Origin of the sequence: Clostridium tetani, from assembly GCF_900167265.1 — a bacterium.
Lineage (GTDB): Bacteria > Bacillota > Clostridia > Clostridiales > Clostridiaceae > Clostridium_G > Clostridium_G tetani.
The window spans coordinates 1-17,137 of sequence record NZ_FUWT01000005.1 but is presented as its reverse complement, the minus strand read 5'-3'; the positions used below and the strand labels follow the sequence as shown (position 1 = coordinate 17,137).

Below are 17,137 nucleotides of genomic sequence, written 5' to 3'. Positions count from 1 at the left end.
CACTCCTACTACTTAATCCCCTAGGCTACTATACTAATTCAAGTATTACTATTTCTGCCCCGTCCCCTCTTCTTGGACCTACCTTATACATTCTAGTGTAACCACCATTTCTTTCAGCATATTTAGGGGCTATATCATCAAATAATCTTTTTACTACTTCTTCTTCTGTTACAAATGAAAGCGCCTGTCTTCTTGCTTGAAGATCTCCTCTTTTTCCAAGAGTTATCATCTTTTCAGCCAAGCTTCTAGTTTCTTTAGCTCTTGTTACTGTAGTTTCTATTTTACCACTCTTTAACAAACTAGTAACTTGATTTCTAAGCATTGCCATTCTTTGGTCAGTTGGACGACCTAATTTACGATGTCCTGCCATATCTATACCTCCTTACACTATACTTCTATATTTACTACTCTTCACTTTGCTTTAAACCTAATTCTAGAGCTTCCAGCTTTTGTTCAACTTCCTCTAAGGATTTTCTCCCTAGATTTCTAACCTTCATCATATCTTCTACAGTTCTTTCTGTTAATTCTTGAACTGTATTAATACCTGCTCTTTTTAAGCAATTATAACTTCTAACAGATAAATCTAATTCTTCTATAGTCATTTCTAATACTTTTTCTTTTTTATCTTCTTCTTTTTCTACCATTATTTCAACATCATCAGCATGATCTGTTAAAGTCATAAATAATTTAAAATGCTCTATTAATATTTTAGCTGATAAACTTATTGCATCATCTGGCATTATTGTTCCATTAGTCCAAATTTCAAGAGTTAGCTTATCATAATCAGTTATTTGACCAACTCTAGTATTTGCTACAGTGAAATTAACCCTTTTAACAGGAGTATATATAGAATCTATAGGAATTGTTCCTATAGGCATTCCTTCGACTTTATTTCTATTTTGAGATACATAACCTCTACCTCTGTCTACTGTCATTTCTATATATAGTTTTCCGTCATCATCAAGTGTTGCTATATGTAGATCCTTATTAATTATCTCTACATCACTATCTGTCTTTATATCTGCTGCAGTAACCACTCCTGGTCCTTTAGCATCAATATAAATAGTTTTTGGTCCCTCTCCTGTCATCTTTAATGCTAATAATTTTATATTTAAAATTATTTCTGTTACATCTTCTTTGACACCTTTAACTGTAGAAAATTCATGCAATACATTTTCTATTTTGATAGAATTAACAGCAACTCCAGGTAATGAAGAAAGGAGTATTCTCCTTAATGCATTGCCTAGAGTAATACCATAACCTCTTTCCAATGGTTCCACTACAAATTTTCCGTAGGATCCATTTTCAGTCATTTCTATACATTCAATTTTTGGCTTTTCTATTTCTAACATATATTTACAACCCTCCTCATTATAAATTATTATTTCTTACTGAGGGCAACTGATTCTAATTAAATCTTCATATATTATTTACTGTATAACTCAACGATTAATGTTTCATTTACTGGAACATCTATATCTTCTCTACTTGGTTGACTTACAACTTTGCCTTCGAAATTTTCTAAATTGCCTTCTAACCAATTTGGTAAAGTTCTTGGATTTTCTATGAAAGTTTTAAACTTTTCTGTAGCTCTACTTTTTTCTGATACAGTAATAACATCATTTACAGATACATTGAATGATGGTATATTAACTTTCTTACCATTAACTAGAAAATGTCCGTGAGTTACTAATTGTCTAGATTCTTTTCTTGAATCTCCATAACCTAATCTATATACTACGTTATCTAATCTCATTTCAAGAAGTACTAATAAGTTTTCACCTGTAATACCTCTTGCTTTATCAGCTCTCTTATAGTAAGTTCTAAATTGTTTTTCAAGAACCCCATATATTCTTTTAGCTTTTTGTTTTTCTCTTAATTGTAATCCGTAGTTAGAAATTTTCTTTCTACTTTGACCATGTTGTCCTGGTGCATATCCTCTTCTTGAGAATGCACATTTATCTGTATAACATCTATCTCCTTTAAGATAAAGTTTTAAACCTTCTCTTCTACATAATCTACAATTTGCTTCTGTATATCTAGCCATTTATTAATCACACCTCCTATTACGCTTTAATTAAACTCTTCTTCTTTTTGGTGGTCTACATCCATTATGAGGGATTGGAGTAACGTCTTTTATTAAAGTTACTTCTAGCCCTGCTGCCTGTAGAGATCTTATAGCTGCTTCTCTACCTGATCCAGGTCCCTTTACATAAACCTCTACACTCTTTAAGCCATGTTCCATAGCTGCTTTTGCTGCAGTTTCTGCTGCCATTTGAGCTGCGAATGGAGTACTCTTTCTTGAACCTCTAAATCCTAATCCACCTGCACTGGCCCATGAAAGAGCATTCCCAGCAGTATCAGTTAATGTAACAATGGAATTGTTAAATGTTGATTTTATATGTGCACAACCGCGTTCAATATTCTTTCTTTCTTTTCTTCTTCTTGTTCTTTTAGTTTTTGATACAGCTGCCATCTTTTTCCCTCCTTAACTATCTATTATTTTTTCTTTCTAGAAACAACTAATTTCTTTGGTCCTTTTCTTGTTCTAGCATTTGTTTTTGTCTTTTGTCCTCTAACTGGTAATCCTCTTCTATGTCTTATTCCTCTATAAGATCCTATTTCTTTTAATCTCTTTATATCAAGTGCAACATCTCTTCTTAGGTCACCTTCAACTTTTAGGTTTTGATTTATATAATCTCTAAGAAGATTAACTTCTTCTTCACTTAAGTCTTTTATTCTTATATCAGGATTTACTCCAGTTTCTTTTAATATTTTCTTGGCACTTGATGTACCAATACCAAATATATAAGTTAGACCTACTTCAACTCTTTTTTCCCTTGGTAAGTCAATACCTGCTATTCTTGCCATATTAAAATTTACACCTCCTAAATAATGGTATGAAACTATACTAAAATATATATAATAAATCTTAGGCCATTAGTTTCACTAACGTCAGCCGCTCCTAAAATTCTTATTAGCCTTGCTTTTGTTTATGTTTAGGGTTTTCACATATAACCATTACTCTGCCTTTTCTTTTTATAACCTTACATTTTTCACATATAGGTTTAACTGATGGTCTTACTTTCATTGCTAACCCTCCTTACTACTTTGCTCTCCAAGTTATTCTACCACGAGTTAAGTCATATGGAGATAACTCCACTGTAACTTTATCCCCTGGTAAAATTCTTATATAATTCATTCTAAGCTTTCCAGATATATGTGCTAATATTTTATGTCCGCTTTCTAATTCTACTTCAAATACAGCATTAGGTAAAGACTCTAATACAGTACCTTGCATTTCTATAACATCTTCTTTTGCCATAAGGTCTCAAACCTCCTTGTTCATGTCGTGAGACTGCAAAAACTTTTTAATAGTAGAGTTGCTTATATTATTATTTGTAAGCAATGACTCTTTAATATTATCAGCCGTTAAATTAGTAAAGGCTAAGTGCTTAATTTTCTTTTTCTTAGTATTTTCTATTTTTCTTGTATCTCCATCACATATATATACATAACTTTCATCTATGTGCTCTATTATTATAAAGAATCTTCCTTTATCTCTTCCTGCTTTAGAGTATACAACCCTGCCAATTAGGCTACCATCTTCCAATACCAATTCACCTCTACTAAATTAATGTTAATATTTCAGGTCCATTTTCTAAAATAGCCACTGTATTTTCATAATGTGCTGATAAACTATTATCTCTAGTTACAACTGTCCATTGATTTTCTTCCACATCAACGTGATAACTTCCTATATTCACCATAGGTTCTATGGCCAATACCATACCTTCTACTAATTTTGGCCCTCTTCCTGGACGACCAAAATTAGGTACTTCTGGGTCTTCATGCATATCTCTTCCAATACCATGCCCAACATAATCTCTTACAACAGAGTATCCAAGTTGTTCTACATATTGTTGAACAGCAAAAGATATATCTGTCAATCTATTTCCTACAATAGCTTTTTCTGCACCTTTAAAAAAACCTTCTTTAGTGACATCTATTAGTTTTTGTGTTCCTTCACTTATTCTTCCAACCGGTAAAGTTCTTGCAGCATCTCCGTGATAGCCATTTAAAATAGCTCCACAATCTATGCTTATTATATCCCCTTCTTCTAAAACAACTTTATCAGATGGAATACCATGAACAACTTCGTTGTTTACAGAAGCACATACAGATGCTGGAAACCCATAATATCCTTTAAAGGAAGGTTTCGCTCCACATCTTGTTATATAGTCTTCTGCTATTCTATCCAACTCCATAGTAGTTATTCCCGGTTTTACTGCCTCTTCTACCTTTGCAAGGGTTTCTGCTACAACTTTACCTGCTAGCCTCATATATTCAATTTCTTGTTTATTTTTTATAATTATCATTAATTAATCGCTCCTAGAACATTGGAAATATTCTCAAATACTTCATTCTTTTCTTTTGTACCATCTAATGCCAAAAGAACGTTCTTATTTTTATAATATTCTATAAGAGGTTGAGTTTGTTTTGAATATACTTCTAATCTTTCAAGAACTGTTTCTTTTGTATCATCTTTTCTTTGCACTAGTTTTCCACCACAAAGATCACATACTCCTTCAGTTTTAGGTGTAATAAATTTTATATGGTAGCTAGCACCACATTCTCCACAAACTCTTCTTCCTGTCATCCTTTCAAGAATAAGTTCTTGAGGTACATCTATTAATAAAGCAGCATCTGTTTTTGAACTTTTATTTTGTAAAAATTCATCTAATGCTTCTGCTTGCTTTACGGTTCTTGGAAAACCATCTAATAGAAATCCATTTTTACAATCCTCTTCACCTAATCTATCTTTAACTATTTCAATAGTCAACTCGTCTGGAACTAATTGACCTTTATCCATATAGCTCTTAGCTTCCATTCCTAGTGGAGTTTTATTAGAAATATTCTTTCTAAAAATATCTCCAGTTGATATATGGGGTATAGAATATTTTTCACTTATAAGTTTCGCTTGAGTTCCTTTTCCAGCTCCTGGAGGTCCTAATAAAATTATATTCAACTACACCATCTCCATTACTTTAAAAATCCTTGATAATGCCTCATTACTAATTGAGACTCTATTTGTCTTACTGATTCTAGGGCAACCCCTATTACTATTAGTAAACTTGTTCCTCCAAAATATACTCCTTTAAATGCAGTATTAGAAGCTATTATTATAGGTAATAACGCAATTATACCTGCAAATATACCACCCATTACAGCTACTCTTGTTAGAACTTTTCCTATAAAATCAGAAGTAGGTTCTCCTGGTCTTATGCCAGGTATAAATCCTGAAGATTTGTGCATATTCTCTGCCATTTCATCTGGCTTAAATGTAACTTCTGTGTAAAACCATGTAAAAAATATTATTAAAATAAAATACATTACAGCATATTGCCAACTTCCATTTTTAAATGGACTAAATCTACCTGCTATTACATATTTAGAAAAACTTGAGTTAGGCCAAAATTGACCTATAGTAGCAGGAAAGTTCATAACAGACATTGCAAATATTATACCTATAACTGATGAACTTGTTATACTTATTGGAATATGTGTTGATTGTCCTTTATATACTTTTCCACCTACATTTTTACCTGCATACTGAATAGGTACTCTTCTTTCTGCAAGACTCATTATTACAACAAACACAAATAACGCTGCTGCAATAATAATAAACATAAGAACTTGTATAAAATTAACTTGATCCGCTTTTTGAAGTGCTGCCACTTGAGATATTGTTCCTGGAAATCTCGAAATTATATTTACAAATATAATTAGTGATATACCATTTCCAATACCATTTTCAGTTAATTTATCTCCAAACCACATTAAAAAAGTAGAAGCTGTCGTCAATGTTAATATAACTAAAAACATATTTAATTTAGAATGATCTTGTAATGCTCCAGCTGTTGAAATAATAGCATATGTACTAAATGCTTGCAAGACACCAAAAATTACTGCTCCATATCTAGTATATTGCTGTATTTTCTTTCTACCTTCTTCTCCTTCTTTAGATAACTGCTCTAGAGAAGGAAGTGCAACTGTTAAAAGCTGAAATATAATTGATGAATTAATATACGGCACTACGCCCATAGCAAATATGCTAAAACTGCTGAAAGCACCACCGGATATTAAGTCATAGAACCCAAATAAGTTTCCTCCTTGAGTAAGTGCCTTTAATCTTTCCTGATCCACACCTGGAACAAGAATAAAATTACCCATTCTAAAAAGAACCAACATGAAAAAGGTAAATAATAACCTTTTTCTTAAGTCCGGAACCTTCCAAGCATTACGTAGGGTTGATAGCACCTTATATCACCTCAACTTTTCCTCCAGCTGCTTCAATTTTCTCAGCTGCTGCTTTAGAAAACTTTGTAGCTTTAACTATTAACTTTTTATCTAGCTCTCCATTACCTAATATCTTAACGCCATCATAAACTTTGCTGATTACGCCTTTTTCGATTAATAATTCAGGAGTTACTACTGTATCGTCTTCAAATATATTTAATCTATCTATATTTATAGCTGTATATTTTTTAGCAAATATATTAGTAAACCCTCTTTTAGGTAATCTTCTATATAAAGGCATTTGTCCGCCTTCAAATCCTGGTCTTACTCCTCCACCTGATCTAGAGTTTTGACCGTTTTCTCCTCTAGCTGAAGTTTTACCTAATCCTGATCCAGTTCCTCTACCTACTCTCTTAGGAGATTTTCTTGATCCTTCTGCTGGTCTTAATTCATGAAGTTTCATATTCGCTACACCTCCTCTTAATTATATTTCTTCAACTTCCAAAAGATAATTTACTTTATTTATCATACCTCTTATTTGAGGATTATCGTTTTGTTCAACTGATTCTCCTATTTTGTTTAATCCAAGAGCTTCTACTGTAGCAATTTGGTCTTTTTTTCTACCTATTAAGCTCTTTTTTAAGGTTATTCTAAGCTTAGCCAAGGTCATTCCCTCCTAACCTAAAATCTCTTCAACAGTTTTACCTCTTAATTTAGCTATGTCTTCTACTGTTCTCATTCTTGATAAACCGTTTATTGTAGCATTAACCATATTTCTTGGGTTACTAGAACCTAATGATTTAGCTCTAACATCTTTTATTCCTGCTAATTCTAGAACTGCTCTTACTGGACCTCCTGCGATAACTCCAGTACCTTCTTTCGCTGTCATAATAAGAACTTTTCCTGTTCCAAATTCTCCTTCTATGTTATGTGGAACTGTTGTTCCAACCATTTGTACACTAACTAAGTTCTTTTTAGCATCTTCTATGCCTTTTTTGATTGCTTCAGGTATTTCTATTGATTTGCCCATTCCAACACCTACATGGCCGTTTTCATCCCCTACAACTACAAGGGCACTAAATCTAAAGTTTCTACCACCTTTAACAACCTTAGCAACTCTATTTATAAATACTACTTTTTCTTTTAAATCTAAAGTGCTAGGATCTATTCTCATTTATTTCCCTCCTTCTTTTTAGAATTGTAGTCCTGCTTCTCTTGCACCTTCTGCAAGTTCTTGTACTCTTCCGTGATAAATATATCCGCCTCTATCGAAAACAACTTTTGTTACTCCCTTTTCAATAGCTCTTTTAGCTACAAGTTCACCAACTAGTTTAGCTCCGTCCTTGTTGCTTCCCTTTGCATCAAATTCTTTGTCTAAGCTTGAAGCAGCTACTAATGTAACTCCATTTAGATCATCTATAATTTGAGCATATATATTCTTTTCACTTCTATATACTGAAAGTCTTGGCATTTCAGGAGTGCCAAAAATATTCTTACGAATTCTAAGATGGCGCTTTTCTCTTCCCTTTTGTCTTGATTGTTTTTTAAACATAGAGATTCACTCCTTTCCTATTACTTCTTACCTGTTTTACCTTCCTTACGTCTTATAGCTTCATTTTCATATTTGATTCCTTTTCCTTTGTAAGGTTCAGGTTTTCTCCATGATCTTATATCTGATGCTACAGCTCCAACTAATTCCTTGTCTATTCCTTTAACTGTAATCTTGTTTGTTCCATCTAGTTGGAACTCAACACCTTCTTTTGCTTCTATTTCAACTGGGTGAGAAAATCCAAGATTTAAAACTAATTTTTTACCTTGTAGTTGAGCTCTATATCCTACACCAACTAGTTCTAATTTTTTCTCATAACCTTCAGTTACTCCTACGACCATATTATTCACTAAAGATCTTGTTAAACCATGAAGTGATCTATTTTGTTTTTCATCATTTTTTCTTGTAACAATTACTGAATTTTCTTCAATAGCTATATCTATATTTGGGTGCATAGTCTTTGTAAGTTCTCCTTTGGGACCTTTAACAGTAACAACATTTTCAGGAGAAACTGTAACTGTTACACCATTTGGTATAGCTATTGGTAGTCTTCCTATTCTTGACATAATTACACCTCCTATTCGCTAATTACCATATATAGCAAAGTACTTCTCCGCCAATTGAAAGCTTTCTTGCTTCCTTGTCAGGTAATATTCCTTTTGATGTTGATATAACTGCTGTACCTAATCCGTTTAGAACCTTTGGCACCTCATCTTTTCTGCAATATACTCTTAATCCTGGTTTTGATATTCTTTTTAAACCAGTTATAACTCTCTCTTTGTTTTGACCATATTTCATTGTTATTTTTAACATTGGCACAGCGCCGTCATTATATTCTTCAAGATCTGTTATGTATCCTTCTTGAAGCATTATATTTGCAATAGCCTTTTTTATATTTGATGCTGGTATTTCTACTGCCTCATGTCTTGCAATATTTGCATTTCTCACACGAGTTAATAAATCAGCGATTGGATCAGTCATTACCATATTAAATCTGCCTCCTTTCTTAAAAACAAATTACCAACTTGCTTTTCTGCAACCAGGAATTTGTCCTTTATATGCAAGTTCTCTAAAACAAATACGACATATTCCAAATTTCTTTAGAACAGAATGTGGTCTTCCACAAATTCTACATCTTGTATAAGCTCTAGTTTTATATTTAGGTTCTTTTTTCCACTTTTCTATTAAAGCTTTACGTGCCACAATTTTCCCTCCTTATTAATGAGCAAATGGCATTCCTAGGAATCTAAGTAACTCCCTTGCTTCCTCATCAGTTTTTGCTGTAGTAACAAATATTATATCCATTCCTCTAACTTTATCTACTTTATCATATTCTATTTCTGGGAACATAAGTTGTTCTTTAACTCCTAAAGAATAGTTTCCTCTACCATCAAATGATTTACTTGAAACGCCTCTAAAATCTCTTACTCTTGGTAGTGCAACGTTCATTAATTTATCCGCAAATTCATACATTTTTACTTTTCTTAATGTAACTTTGCATCCTATTGGCATGTTTTCTCTTATCTTAAAGTTAGCAACTGATTTTTTAGCTTTTGTAACTATTGGTTTTTGTCCTGCTATGATAGATAGATCACTAACTGCTGATTCAAGCATCTTTTGATTTTCTTTAGCTTCACCAACACCCATATTAATAACTATCTTTTCAAGCTTTGGAACTTCCATTATATTTTTATATCCGAACTTTTCAATTAAAGCTGGTATTACTTCTTTTTCATATTTTTCTTGTAATCTTGGAACCATTAAGTAAACCTCCTTTCAAAACTAAAATGTTTCTCCGCACTTTTTACAAACCCTTACTTTTGTTCCATCATCTAAAATTTTATGATTTATTCTAGTAACTGATTTGCACTTTGTACAATATAGCATAACTTTTGAGCTATATATAGGTGCTTCAACATGAATAATTCCACCTTGCATATTTTCTCTGCTTGGCTTTTGGTGCTTAGTAACTACGTTAACATCTTTAACTACTACTTTACCGCTCTTAGGTAGAACTCTTAAAACCTCACCTATTTTACCTTTATCTTTACCGGATATCACCATAACTGTATCTTGTTTTCTTACGTGTACTTTGTTTTGCATTCAGTCCACCTCCTTATCTTATAGAACTTCAGGTGCTAATGATAATATTTTATTGAACTCTTTATCTCTTAGTTCTCTTGCAACTGGTCCAAATATACGAGTTCCTTTTGGTTGTTTATCATCTTTTATTATAACTGCTGCATTTTCATCAAATTTTATATATGATCCATCTGCTCTTCTAACTCCCTTTTTGGATCTTACAACTACAGCCTTTACTACTTCACCTTTTTTAACAACCCCGCCTGGTGTTGCACTTTTAACACTAGCAACTATTATATCTCCAATGTTGGCATATCTTCTATTAGAACCGCCAAGTACCTTTATACACATAATTCCTCTAGCTCCAGAGTTATCCGCAACTTTTAATGTTGTTTGTTGCTGAATCATTTATATACCCTCCTTTCAGCCTATATCCAATTATTTAGCTTTTTCTACTATTTCTACTAATCTCCATCTTTTATCTTTTGATAACGGTCTTGTTTCCATTATTGATACTCTATCATTAATTTTAGCTTCATTGTTTTCATCATGAGCTTTAAATTTAGTAGTCTTATTCATTATCTTTCCATACAATGGATGACGAACTTTAGTTTCAACAGCTACTACTATTGTCTTATCCATCTTATCAGAAACTACTCTACCTATTCTTGTTTTTCTATTTGTTCTTTCCAAAAGACAAACCTCCCTTCAAGCTATTACTGTTCCAAATTCCTTAGTTCATTTTGTCTAAGGATGGTCTTAATCTGGGCTATAGATTTTTTCACTTCTCTTATTCTCATTGGATTTTCTAATTGACCAGTAGCTAACTGAAATCTTAAATTAAAAAGCTCTCCTTTAAGATCGTTCAACTTAACTTCTAATTCTTGTGGACTGCTATCTCTTAAATCTTGCAACTCTCTAGCCTTCATTGATTTCACCACCCACTTCTTCAAAATCTGATTTCTTTACAAACTTAGTCTTAACTGGTAGTTTGTGTGCAGCAAGTCTCATAGCTTCTCTTGCAGTTTCTTCGTCTACACCTGTTAATTCAAACAACACTCTGCCTGGTTTAACAACTGCAACCCAGTATTCTGGTGTACCTTTACCAGAACCCATACGAGTTTCAGCTGGTTTTTGTGTAACAGGTTTATCTGGGAAAATCTTTATCCAAAGTTTTCCTCCTCTTCTTATATATCTGTTTATAGCTATTCTGGCAGATTCAATTTGGTTACTTGTTATCCAACCACATTCAGTAGCTTGTATTCCGTAATCACCATATGCTATGAAGTTACCTCTAGTAGCCTTACCCTTCATTCTGCCACGTTGTACTTTACGATGTTTAACTCTTTTAGGCATTAACATGTCATTTTCCTCCTTCCTTATGCATTAACTTCTTCTTTTACTTCTTTCTTAGCTGGAAGAACTTCTCCTTTATACACCCATACTTTTACACCTATTTTTCCATATGTAGTGTCAGCTTCTGCAAATCCATAATCTATATCAGCTCTAAGTGTTTGAAGTGGAATTGTTCCTTCATGATAGAACTCTGTTCTAGCTATATCTGCTCCTCCAAGTCTTCCTGAACAAGCTGTTTTTACCCCTTTAATCCCTGACTTCATTGCTCTTTGAATAGTTTGCTTCATAGCTCTTCTAAAAGATATTCTTTTTTCTAATTGTTGAGCAACATTCTCAGCCATTAATTGAGCATCAGTTTCTGCTGATTTTACTTCAACTATATTTATCAATATGTTTTTATTGTCAGAAACTATATTTTTAAGTTCTCCTTTTAATGCTTCAATTCCTTGACCGCCTTTACCAATAACCATTCCTGGTTTAGCAGTATATATATTTAATTTAACTCTTTTTGCAGCTCTTTCTATTTCAATTTTAGATATTCCAGCTGCATAAACCTTCTTTTTTACAAAGTTTCTTATATTATTGTCTTCAACTAAATTGTCTGAAAAATTCTTTTTGTCCGCATACCACTTGGCATCCCAGTCTTTAATGACTCCTACTCTTAAGCCGTGTGGATGTACTTTCTGTCCCATCTATTTCCCTCCTTCTTTATTCTCTTTCCTTTACAACCAAAGTAACATGACTTGTTCTTTTGTTTATTCTAAAAGCTCTTCCTTGTGCATGAGGTTGATATCTCTTTAAAGTTGGTCCTTGGCATGCATATGCTTCAGCAACATATAATCTGCTTGGATCTAGCTCTAAATTATTTTCAGCATTAGCTACAGCTGATTTTAAAACTTTGTTTATAACTACAGCTGCCTCTCTTGGTGTATAGTTTAATATTGCAAAAGCTTCATTTACATCTTTTCCTCTTACTAAATCAAGAACAACGCCTACTTTTCTTGGGGACATTCTTACGTACTTTGCAATTGCCTTAGCTTCCATTGTCTATTACCTCCTTCCCGAATTATCTAGCACCGGTTGTTTTTTCTGACTTGTCAGTATGACCTCTAAATGTTCTAGTTAAAACAAATTCTCCTAATTTATGACCTACCATATCTTCAGAGATATATACAGGTACATGCTTTCTTCCGTCATGTACAGCAATAGTGTGCCCTATCATTTGTGGGAAAATAGTTGAACTTCTTGACCAAGTCTTTACAACTTTTTTCTCACCATTTTTATTCATTTCATTTATCTTCTTTAAAAGCCCCTCATGGACAAAAGGTCCTTTTTTTACTGATCTACTCAACTTTTTTGCCTCCCTTCAGCTACTTATTAAATTGATTTTTGAAGAGAATAATTATTCTCTTCAAAACTAATCATTTTTTCTCTTGATAATAAGTCTATCTGAATATTTCTTAGTTTTTCTAGTCTTATATCCAAGCGCTGGTTTACCCCATGGAGTAACTGGACTTGACATTCCTATAGGTGTTCTACCTTCTCCACCACCGTGAGGGTGATCACATGGGTTCATCGCTGAACCTCTAACTGTAGGTCTGAATCCCATTTTTCTTTTTCTACCAGCTTTACCTATAGACATTATTTCATGTTTAACATTAGAAACTGTACCAATAGTTGCTCTACATTCAATTCTTACATATCTAGTTTCACCACTTGGTAATTTAATTGTTGCATAATTTCCTTCTTTAGCCATTAACTGAGCAGAACCTCCTGCTGATCTTACAAGTTGCGCTCCTTTTCCACTAGCTAATTCAATATTATGAACAAAAGTACCTACTGGTATATTTTTTATAGGAAGACAGTTTCCTGCTTTTATATCTGCATCTGGACCTGAAACTATAACATCTCCTACTTTTAATCCTTGTGGAGCTATTATGTATCTTTTTTCTCCATCAGTGTATACCACTAATGCTATAAATGCAGTTCTATTTGGATCATATTCGATAGTTGCAACTTTTGCTGGTATTCCATCTTTGTCTCTTTTAAAATCTATTATTCTATATTTTCTCTTAGCACCGCCACCACGATGACGAACAGTTATTTTTCCTTGACTATTTCTACCGCCAGTTCTCTTTAGTGAAACTAAAAGTGACTTTTCTGGCTTATCTGTAGTAATTTCTTCAAAAGTATTTGCTGACATATTTCTTCTACTTGGTGTGGTAGGCTTAAATAATTTTATTCCCATTTCTTTACCTCCTTGTTCTAAGCTTCTCTGGGAAAAGCTCACCCAATAACGCTTTTATTTGAGCATCAAATCTATAATAAATTACATTCCTTCAAAGAATTCAATTGACTTACTATCTTCAGTTAATTTTACTATAGCTTTTTTATAGTCTGCTCTTTTTCCCAAGTGAACTCCAACTCTTTTGTTCTTTCCTAAGTAGTTAGCAGTTTTAATCTCTTCTACTTTAACGCCAAACACTTCTTCTATTGCTCTTCTTATTTGGCTTTTATTAGAATGCTTATCAACTATAAAGGTGTATTTCTTATCAGCCATTGAAGCCATAGTTTTTTCTGTTATAACAGGTCTTCTTATAATATCATAGTTTGTTAGCTTCATTATGCATACACCTCCTCAATTTTAGATACAGCATCCTTAGTTATTATAAATTTATCATATCTTAATATGTCATAAACATTTATGTTGTTAACTGGTAATACAGTTACTCCTTCAATGTTTCTTGCTGACTTATATATGTTTTTATTTGATTCTTCAGTAACAATTAAAGTCTTTTTAGCATTAAATGCAGCTAACATTTTTACTATTTCTTTTGTTTTAGGTGCATCTGCTTCTAGGCTTTCTAATATTACTATTTCATTCTCTTGAACCTTTGATGAAAGTGCTGACTTCATTGCAACTCTCTTCATTGATTTTGGGATAGCCATTGAATAATCTCTTGGCTTTGGAGCAAAAACTACTCCTCCTTTAATCCATTGTGGAGCTCTTATTGAACCTTGTCTTGCTCTACCAGTTCCTTTTTGTCTCCAAGGTTTTCTTCCACCCCCAGAAACTTCAGCTCTTGTTTTAGATGATTGAGTTCCTTGTCTTTTATTAGCTAATTGAGCAACTATAACTTGGTGTAACACTTCTTTATTAACTTCAACACCAAATACTTTATCTGATAATTGGAAATCTCCAACTTTTTGACCTTCTTTATTAAATAATCCTACTGTAGGCATTCTGTATCCTCCTTTCTAACAATATTTACGCTTTTATTGAATTTCTTATTATTACATAACCTTTATTTGGTCCTGGTATTCCACCTTTGATCAATATAAGGTTTTTTTCAGGAATAGTTTTTACTACTTCTAAGTTTAAAACTGTAGATTTAACATTTCCCATATGTCCAGCCATTCTCTTGTTTTTAAAAGTTCTTGCTGGATAAGAAGCTGCACCCATTGATCCTACTGCTCTATGGAACTTAGAACCATGGGACATAGGACCTCTGTGAGCGTTCCATCTCTTAATTATACCTTGGTATCCTTTTCCTTTAGAAGTTCCAGTTACATCAATTTTTTCTCCTGCTTCAAATATATCAACCTTTATTTCTTGACCTACTTGATATTCACTCACATTTTCTAGTTTAAACTCTCTTAACATCCTGCTAAGGCCTACTCCTGCCTTTTCAAAATGTCCTTTAAGAGGTTTGTTAACTAACTTCTCTCTTATTTCCCCATACCCAACTTGTATAGCTTCATAACCATCTTTTTCTACAGACTTCTTTTGAACTACTGTACATGGTCCTGCTTCTACAACTGTTACAGGAACAACTCTATTGTTTTCATCAAATATTTGTGTCATACCAAGCTTTCTACCTATTATAGCTTTTTTCATTTGATTTACACCTCCTCAACATATTAGCGGATCACCTTAAATTTAAAGCAATCATAATAGTTCGTAATAGTCAAATGTCCTATTACTATATTATAATTTTATTTCAATATCAACACCAGCTGGTAGATCTAATCTCATTAATGAGTCTACAGTTTTTGGTGATGGACTCATTATGTCTATTAATCTCTTGTGTGTTCTAATTTCAAACTGCTCTCTTGAATCTTTGTGTTTATGTGGTGATCTTAAGATTGTTACAACGTCTTTTTCAGTTGGTAGTGGTACTGGACCTGCTACTTTTGCTCCTGATGACTTAGCAGTTTCAACAATCTTTTCTGCAGATTGATCTAATATTGTGTGTTCAAACGCTTTTAATCTTATTCTTATTTTTTGCTTTGCCATTTGTTTCCCTCCTTTTTCTTGCACGCTTTACTTCATACGTACAACAGCGGATGTATTCTGTAAACTGTTCCAGGTGTTGCATATTTTCAAACATGCCAATACAGAATAACCGTCGCTCGATTCTAAGATCGAAACATACTCAGTCAAGAATTACCCGGAAGTCCGGCAACCTCTTGCCTCATCGCTGTTATTACTCTACAACTTCTACATTATACAATATTTTTATATGTTTGACAAGTATTTTTTATTATTGTTAATTAATTTATTTAAACATAAAAGAAAGAGTATAATTAATCATACTCTTTCTTTTATTATACATGCATGTTTATGGAATTAAACAATTTATTATTCAGTTATTTCAGAAACAACTCCTGAACCAACAGTTCTTCCACCTTCTCTAATAGCAAATCTTAATCCTTCATCCATTGCTACTCTTGTTATTAATTCTACCTTCATGTCTATGTGGTCTCCTGGCATTACCATTTCTACTCCTTCTGGTAGTGCGATTGAACCTGTTACGTCTGTTGTTCTAAAGTAGAATTGTGGTCTGTATCCGTTAAAGAATGGAGTGTGTCTTCCTCCTTCTTCTTTCTTTAATACATATACTTGACCTGTAAAACTCTTATGTGGTTTTACTGATCCTGTTGCTGCTAATACTTGACCTCTTTGGATTTCATCTCTTTGAACACCTCTTAATAATGCTCCGATGTTATCTCCTGCTTGTGCTTCATCTAATAGTTTTCTGAACATTTCTATTCCTGTGATTACTGATTTCTTGCTTTCATCACTTAATCCTACGATTTCTATTTCGTCTCCTACTTTTAGAATTCCTCTTTCTACTCTTCCTGTTGCAACTGTTCCTCTTCCTGTGATTGTGAAGATATCTTCTACTGGCATTAAGAATGGCTTATCTGTTGCTCTTTCTGGTGTTGGTATATATTCATCTACTGCTGCCATTAAGTCCATTATGCATTGTGTTGCTGCATCATCTTCTGGATTTTCTAATGCTTTTAATGCGGATCCTACTACTACTGGTGCGTCATCTCCTGGGAATCCGTATTCGTTCATTAATTCCCTTACTTCCATTTCTACTAATTCGATTAACTCTGCGTCATCTACTTGGTCTGCTTTATTTAAGAATACTACTATGTGCTCAACTCCAACTCTGGATGCTAATAGTATGTGTTCTCTTGTTTGTGGCATTGGACCATCTGCTGCACTTACTACTAGGATTGCTCCGTCCATTTGTGCTGCTCCTGTTATCATGTTCTTTACATAGTCAGCGTGTCCTGGACAGTCTACGTGTGCATAGTGTCTGTTTTCTGTTTCATATTCTACGTGGGATGTGCTTATTGTGATTCCTCTTTCTTTTTCTTCTGGTGCCTTATCTATTTCGTCATATTTGAATGCTTTCGCAAACCCCTTGTGTCCTAATATTGTTGTTATTGCTGCTGTTAATGTTGTCTTACCGTGGTCTACGTGACCTATTGTTCCTATATTTACGTGTGGTTTACTTCTTTCAAATTTTTCTTTTGCCATTTTTTATTCCTCCC

Annotated in this window: 33 protein-coding genes; all 33 read right to left on the bottom strand. The window is 33.3% G+C overall.

Translation table 11 applies throughout. The features are described 5' to 3' along the window. Window positions 1-28 precede the first annotated feature (28 nt). Window positions 29-370 carry a 50S ribosomal protein L17 gene (gene rplQ, locus B5D21_RS04860; protein ID WP_011100695.1) on the bottom strand — a complete coding sequence of 114 codons (342 nt, stop codon included), beginning with the start codon at window positions 368-370 and terminating at the stop codon, window positions 29-31. A 34-nt stretch (window positions 371-404) separates the two neighbouring features. Continuing rightward, window positions 405-1,352 carry a DNA-directed RNA polymerase subunit alpha gene (locus B5D21_RS04855; protein ID WP_011100696.1) on the bottom strand — a complete coding sequence of 316 codons (948 nt, stop codon included), beginning with the start codon at window positions 1,350-1,352 and terminating at the stop codon, window positions 405-407. Between the two features lie 74 nt (window positions 1,353-1,426). Next, window positions 1,427-2,047, bottom strand: coding sequence for a 30S ribosomal protein S4 (gene rpsD / locus B5D21_RS04850; protein WP_011100697.1), 621 nt, complete (start codon window positions 2,045-2,047; stop codon window positions 1,427-1,429). Window positions 2,048-2,077: 30 nt separating this feature from the next. Further along, entirely contained in the window at window positions 2,078-2,476 is a 399-nt protein-coding gene (gene rpsK / locus B5D21_RS04845) for a 30S ribosomal protein S11 (protein WP_011100698.1), read from the bottom strand. 23 nt (window positions 2,477-2,499) lie between these two features. Continuing rightward, the gene (gene rpsM / locus B5D21_RS04840) at window positions 2,500-2,871 is read right to left on the bottom strand and encodes a 30S ribosomal protein S13 (RefSeq protein ID WP_011100699.1); all 372 of its coding nucleotides are present in this window, start codon (window positions 2,869-2,871) and stop codon (window positions 2,500-2,502) included. Window positions 2,872-2,977: 106 nt separating this feature from the next. Then, window positions 2,978-3,091 (bottom strand): 50S ribosomal protein L36, encoded by a 114-nt coding sequence (gene rpmJ, locus B5D21_RS04835; RefSeq protein WP_003373491.1) that lies wholly within the window; start codon window positions 3,089-3,091, stop codon window positions 2,978-2,980. Between the two features lie 15 nt (window positions 3,092-3,106). After that, window positions 3,107-3,325: a translation initiation factor IF-1 gene (infA, locus tag B5D21_RS04830; RefSeq protein WP_011098610.1), complete on the bottom strand. Its 219-nt coding sequence runs from the start codon at window positions 3,323-3,325 to the stop codon at window positions 3,107-3,109. Window positions 3,326-3,331: 6 nt separating this feature from the next. Further along, window positions 3,332-3,613: a KOW domain-containing RNA-binding protein gene (locus tag B5D21_RS04825; protein ID WP_035111522.1), complete on the bottom strand. Its 282-nt coding sequence runs from the start codon at window positions 3,611-3,613 to the stop codon at window positions 3,332-3,334. A gap of 16 nt (window positions 3,614-3,629) precedes the next feature. Then, window positions 3,630-4,379, bottom strand: coding sequence for a type I methionyl aminopeptidase (gene map, locus B5D21_RS04820; protein WP_011100700.1), 750 nt, complete (start codon window positions 4,377-4,379; stop codon window positions 3,630-3,632). Beyond that, window positions 4,379-5,029 (bottom strand): adenylate kinase, encoded by a 651-nt coding sequence (locus tag B5D21_RS04815; protein ID WP_011100701.1) that lies wholly within the window; start codon window positions 5,027-5,029, stop codon window positions 4,379-4,381. Before B5D21_RS04815 ends, map begins: the two co-directional genes overlap by 1 nt. Window positions 5,030-5,043: 14 nt before the next feature. Continuing rightward, complete coding sequence (secY, locus tag B5D21_RS04810; protein ID WP_011100702.1) at window positions 5,044-6,321, bottom strand: preprotein translocase subunit SecY; 1,278 nt, start codon at window positions 6,319-6,321, stop codon at window positions 5,044-5,046. Between the two features lies 1 nt (window position 6,322). Continuing rightward, window positions 6,323-6,763: a 50S ribosomal protein L15 gene (rplO, locus tag B5D21_RS04805; protein ID WP_011100703.1), complete on the bottom strand. Its 441-nt coding sequence runs from the start codon at window positions 6,761-6,763 to the stop codon at window positions 6,323-6,325. A gap of 21 nt (window positions 6,764-6,784) precedes the next feature. Then, complete coding sequence (gene rpmD, locus B5D21_RS04800; RefSeq protein WP_023439591.1) at window positions 6,785-6,964, bottom strand: 50S ribosomal protein L30; 180 nt, start codon at window positions 6,962-6,964, stop codon at window positions 6,785-6,787. 12 nt (window positions 6,965-6,976) lie between these two features. Continuing rightward, window positions 6,977-7,474: a 30S ribosomal protein S5 gene (gene rpsE / locus B5D21_RS04795; RefSeq protein WP_011100343.1), complete on the bottom strand. Its 498-nt coding sequence runs from the start codon at window positions 7,472-7,474 to the stop codon at window positions 6,977-6,979. A gap of 18 nt (window positions 7,475-7,492) precedes the next feature. Beyond that, window positions 7,493-7,852 (bottom strand): 50S ribosomal protein L18, encoded by a 360-nt coding sequence (gene rplR, locus B5D21_RS04790; protein WP_011100705.1) that lies wholly within the window; start codon window positions 7,850-7,852, stop codon window positions 7,493-7,495. Window positions 7,853-7,872: 20 nt separating this feature from the next. After that, window positions 7,873-8,415 (bottom strand): 50S ribosomal protein L6, encoded by a 543-nt coding sequence (rplF, locus tag B5D21_RS04785; protein ID WP_011100706.1) that lies wholly within the window; start codon window positions 8,413-8,415, stop codon window positions 7,873-7,875. 22 nt (window positions 8,416-8,437) lie between these two features. Then, window positions 8,438-8,836 carry a 30S ribosomal protein S8 gene (gene rpsH, locus B5D21_RS04780; RefSeq protein ID WP_011100707.1) on the bottom strand — a complete coding sequence of 133 codons (399 nt, stop codon included), beginning with the start codon at window positions 8,834-8,836 and terminating at the stop codon, window positions 8,438-8,440. 30 nt (window positions 8,837-8,866) lie between these two features. Beyond that, window positions 8,867-9,052, bottom strand: a complete 186-nt coding sequence (locus tag B5D21_RS04775) for a type Z 30S ribosomal protein S14 (protein WP_023439594.1) — start codon at window positions 9,050-9,052, stop codon at window positions 8,867-8,869. Window positions 9,053-9,067: 15 nt separating this feature from the next. Beyond that, on the bottom strand, window positions 9,068-9,610 hold the full coding sequence (gene rplE, locus B5D21_RS04770; protein WP_011100708.1) for a 50S ribosomal protein L5: 543 nt from the start codon (window positions 9,608-9,610) through the stop codon (window positions 9,068-9,070). 21 nt (window positions 9,611-9,631) lie between these two features. After that, window positions 9,632-9,952, bottom strand: coding sequence for a 50S ribosomal protein L24 (gene rplX, locus B5D21_RS04765; RefSeq protein ID WP_011100709.1), 321 nt, complete (start codon window positions 9,950-9,952; stop codon window positions 9,632-9,634). Between the two features lie 18 nt (window positions 9,953-9,970). Continuing rightward, window positions 9,971-10,339, bottom strand: coding sequence for a 50S ribosomal protein L14 (gene rplN / locus B5D21_RS04760; protein ID WP_011100710.1), 369 nt, complete (start codon window positions 10,337-10,339; stop codon window positions 9,971-9,973). Between the two features lie 30 nt (window positions 10,340-10,369). Further along, on the bottom strand, window positions 10,370-10,624 hold the full coding sequence (rpsQ, locus tag B5D21_RS04755; RefSeq protein WP_011100344.1) for a 30S ribosomal protein S17: 255 nt from the start codon (window positions 10,622-10,624) through the stop codon (window positions 10,370-10,372). 23 nt (window positions 10,625-10,647) lie between these two features. Further along, window positions 10,648-10,860 carry a 50S ribosomal protein L29 gene (gene rpmC / locus B5D21_RS04750; RefSeq protein WP_011098612.1) on the bottom strand — a complete coding sequence of 71 codons (213 nt, stop codon included), beginning with the start codon at window positions 10,858-10,860 and terminating at the stop codon, window positions 10,648-10,650. Continuing rightward, window positions 10,850-11,293: a 50S ribosomal protein L16 gene (rplP, locus tag B5D21_RS04745; RefSeq protein WP_011100711.1), complete on the bottom strand. Its 444-nt coding sequence runs from the start codon at window positions 11,291-11,293 to the stop codon at window positions 10,850-10,852. Before rplP ends, rpmC begins: the two co-directional genes overlap by 11 nt. A gap of 17 nt (window positions 11,294-11,310) precedes the next feature. Further along, the gene (gene rpsC, locus B5D21_RS04740) at window positions 11,311-11,979 is read right to left on the bottom strand and encodes a 30S ribosomal protein S3 (RefSeq protein ID WP_035111515.1); all 669 of its coding nucleotides are present in this window, start codon (window positions 11,977-11,979) and stop codon (window positions 11,311-11,313) included. Window positions 11,980-11,995: 16 nt separating this feature from the next. Further along, window positions 11,996-12,331 (bottom strand): 50S ribosomal protein L22, encoded by a 336-nt coding sequence (gene rplV / locus B5D21_RS04735; protein ID WP_011100714.1) that lies wholly within the window; start codon window positions 12,329-12,331, stop codon window positions 11,996-11,998. 22 nt (window positions 12,332-12,353) lie between these two features. Further along, window positions 12,354-12,638 carry a 30S ribosomal protein S19 gene (gene rpsS, locus B5D21_RS04730; protein ID WP_011098609.1) on the bottom strand — a complete coding sequence of 95 codons (285 nt, stop codon included), beginning with the start codon at window positions 12,636-12,638 and terminating at the stop codon, window positions 12,354-12,356. Window positions 12,639-12,704: 66 nt separating this feature from the next. Further along, window positions 12,705-13,535, bottom strand: coding sequence for a 50S ribosomal protein L2 (gene rplB / locus B5D21_RS04725; protein WP_011100715.1), 831 nt, complete (start codon window positions 13,533-13,535; stop codon window positions 12,705-12,707). A gap of 81 nt (window positions 13,536-13,616) precedes the next feature. Further along, on the bottom strand, window positions 13,617-13,910 hold the full coding sequence (gene rplW / locus B5D21_RS04720) for a 50S ribosomal protein L23 (protein ID WP_011098611.1): 294 nt from the start codon (window positions 13,908-13,910) through the stop codon (window positions 13,617-13,619). After that, window positions 13,910-14,530, bottom strand: a complete 621-nt coding sequence (gene rplD / locus B5D21_RS04715; RefSeq protein WP_011100716.1) for a 50S ribosomal protein L4 — start codon at window positions 14,528-14,530, stop codon at window positions 13,910-13,912. The genes rplW and rplD overlap by 1 nt, the downstream gene beginning before the upstream one ends. 25 nt (window positions 14,531-14,555) lie before the next feature. Further along, the gene (rplC, locus tag B5D21_RS04710; protein ID WP_011100717.1) at window positions 14,556-15,185 is read right to left on the bottom strand and encodes a 50S ribosomal protein L3; all 630 of its coding nucleotides are present in this window, start codon (window positions 15,183-15,185) and stop codon (window positions 14,556-14,558) included. Window positions 15,186-15,275: 90 nt separating this feature from the next. Beyond that, window positions 15,276-15,584, bottom strand: coding sequence for a 30S ribosomal protein S10 (gene rpsJ, locus B5D21_RS04705; protein WP_035124823.1), 309 nt, complete (start codon window positions 15,582-15,584; stop codon window positions 15,276-15,278). A 345-nt stretch (window positions 15,585-15,929) separates the two neighbouring features. Further along, on the bottom strand, window positions 15,930-17,123 hold the full coding sequence (gene tuf / locus B5D21_RS04700) for an elongation factor Tu (RefSeq protein WP_011100718.1): 1,194 nt from the start codon (window positions 17,121-17,123) through the stop codon (window positions 15,930-15,932). Between the last annotated feature and the right edge of the window lie 14 nt (window positions 17,124-17,137).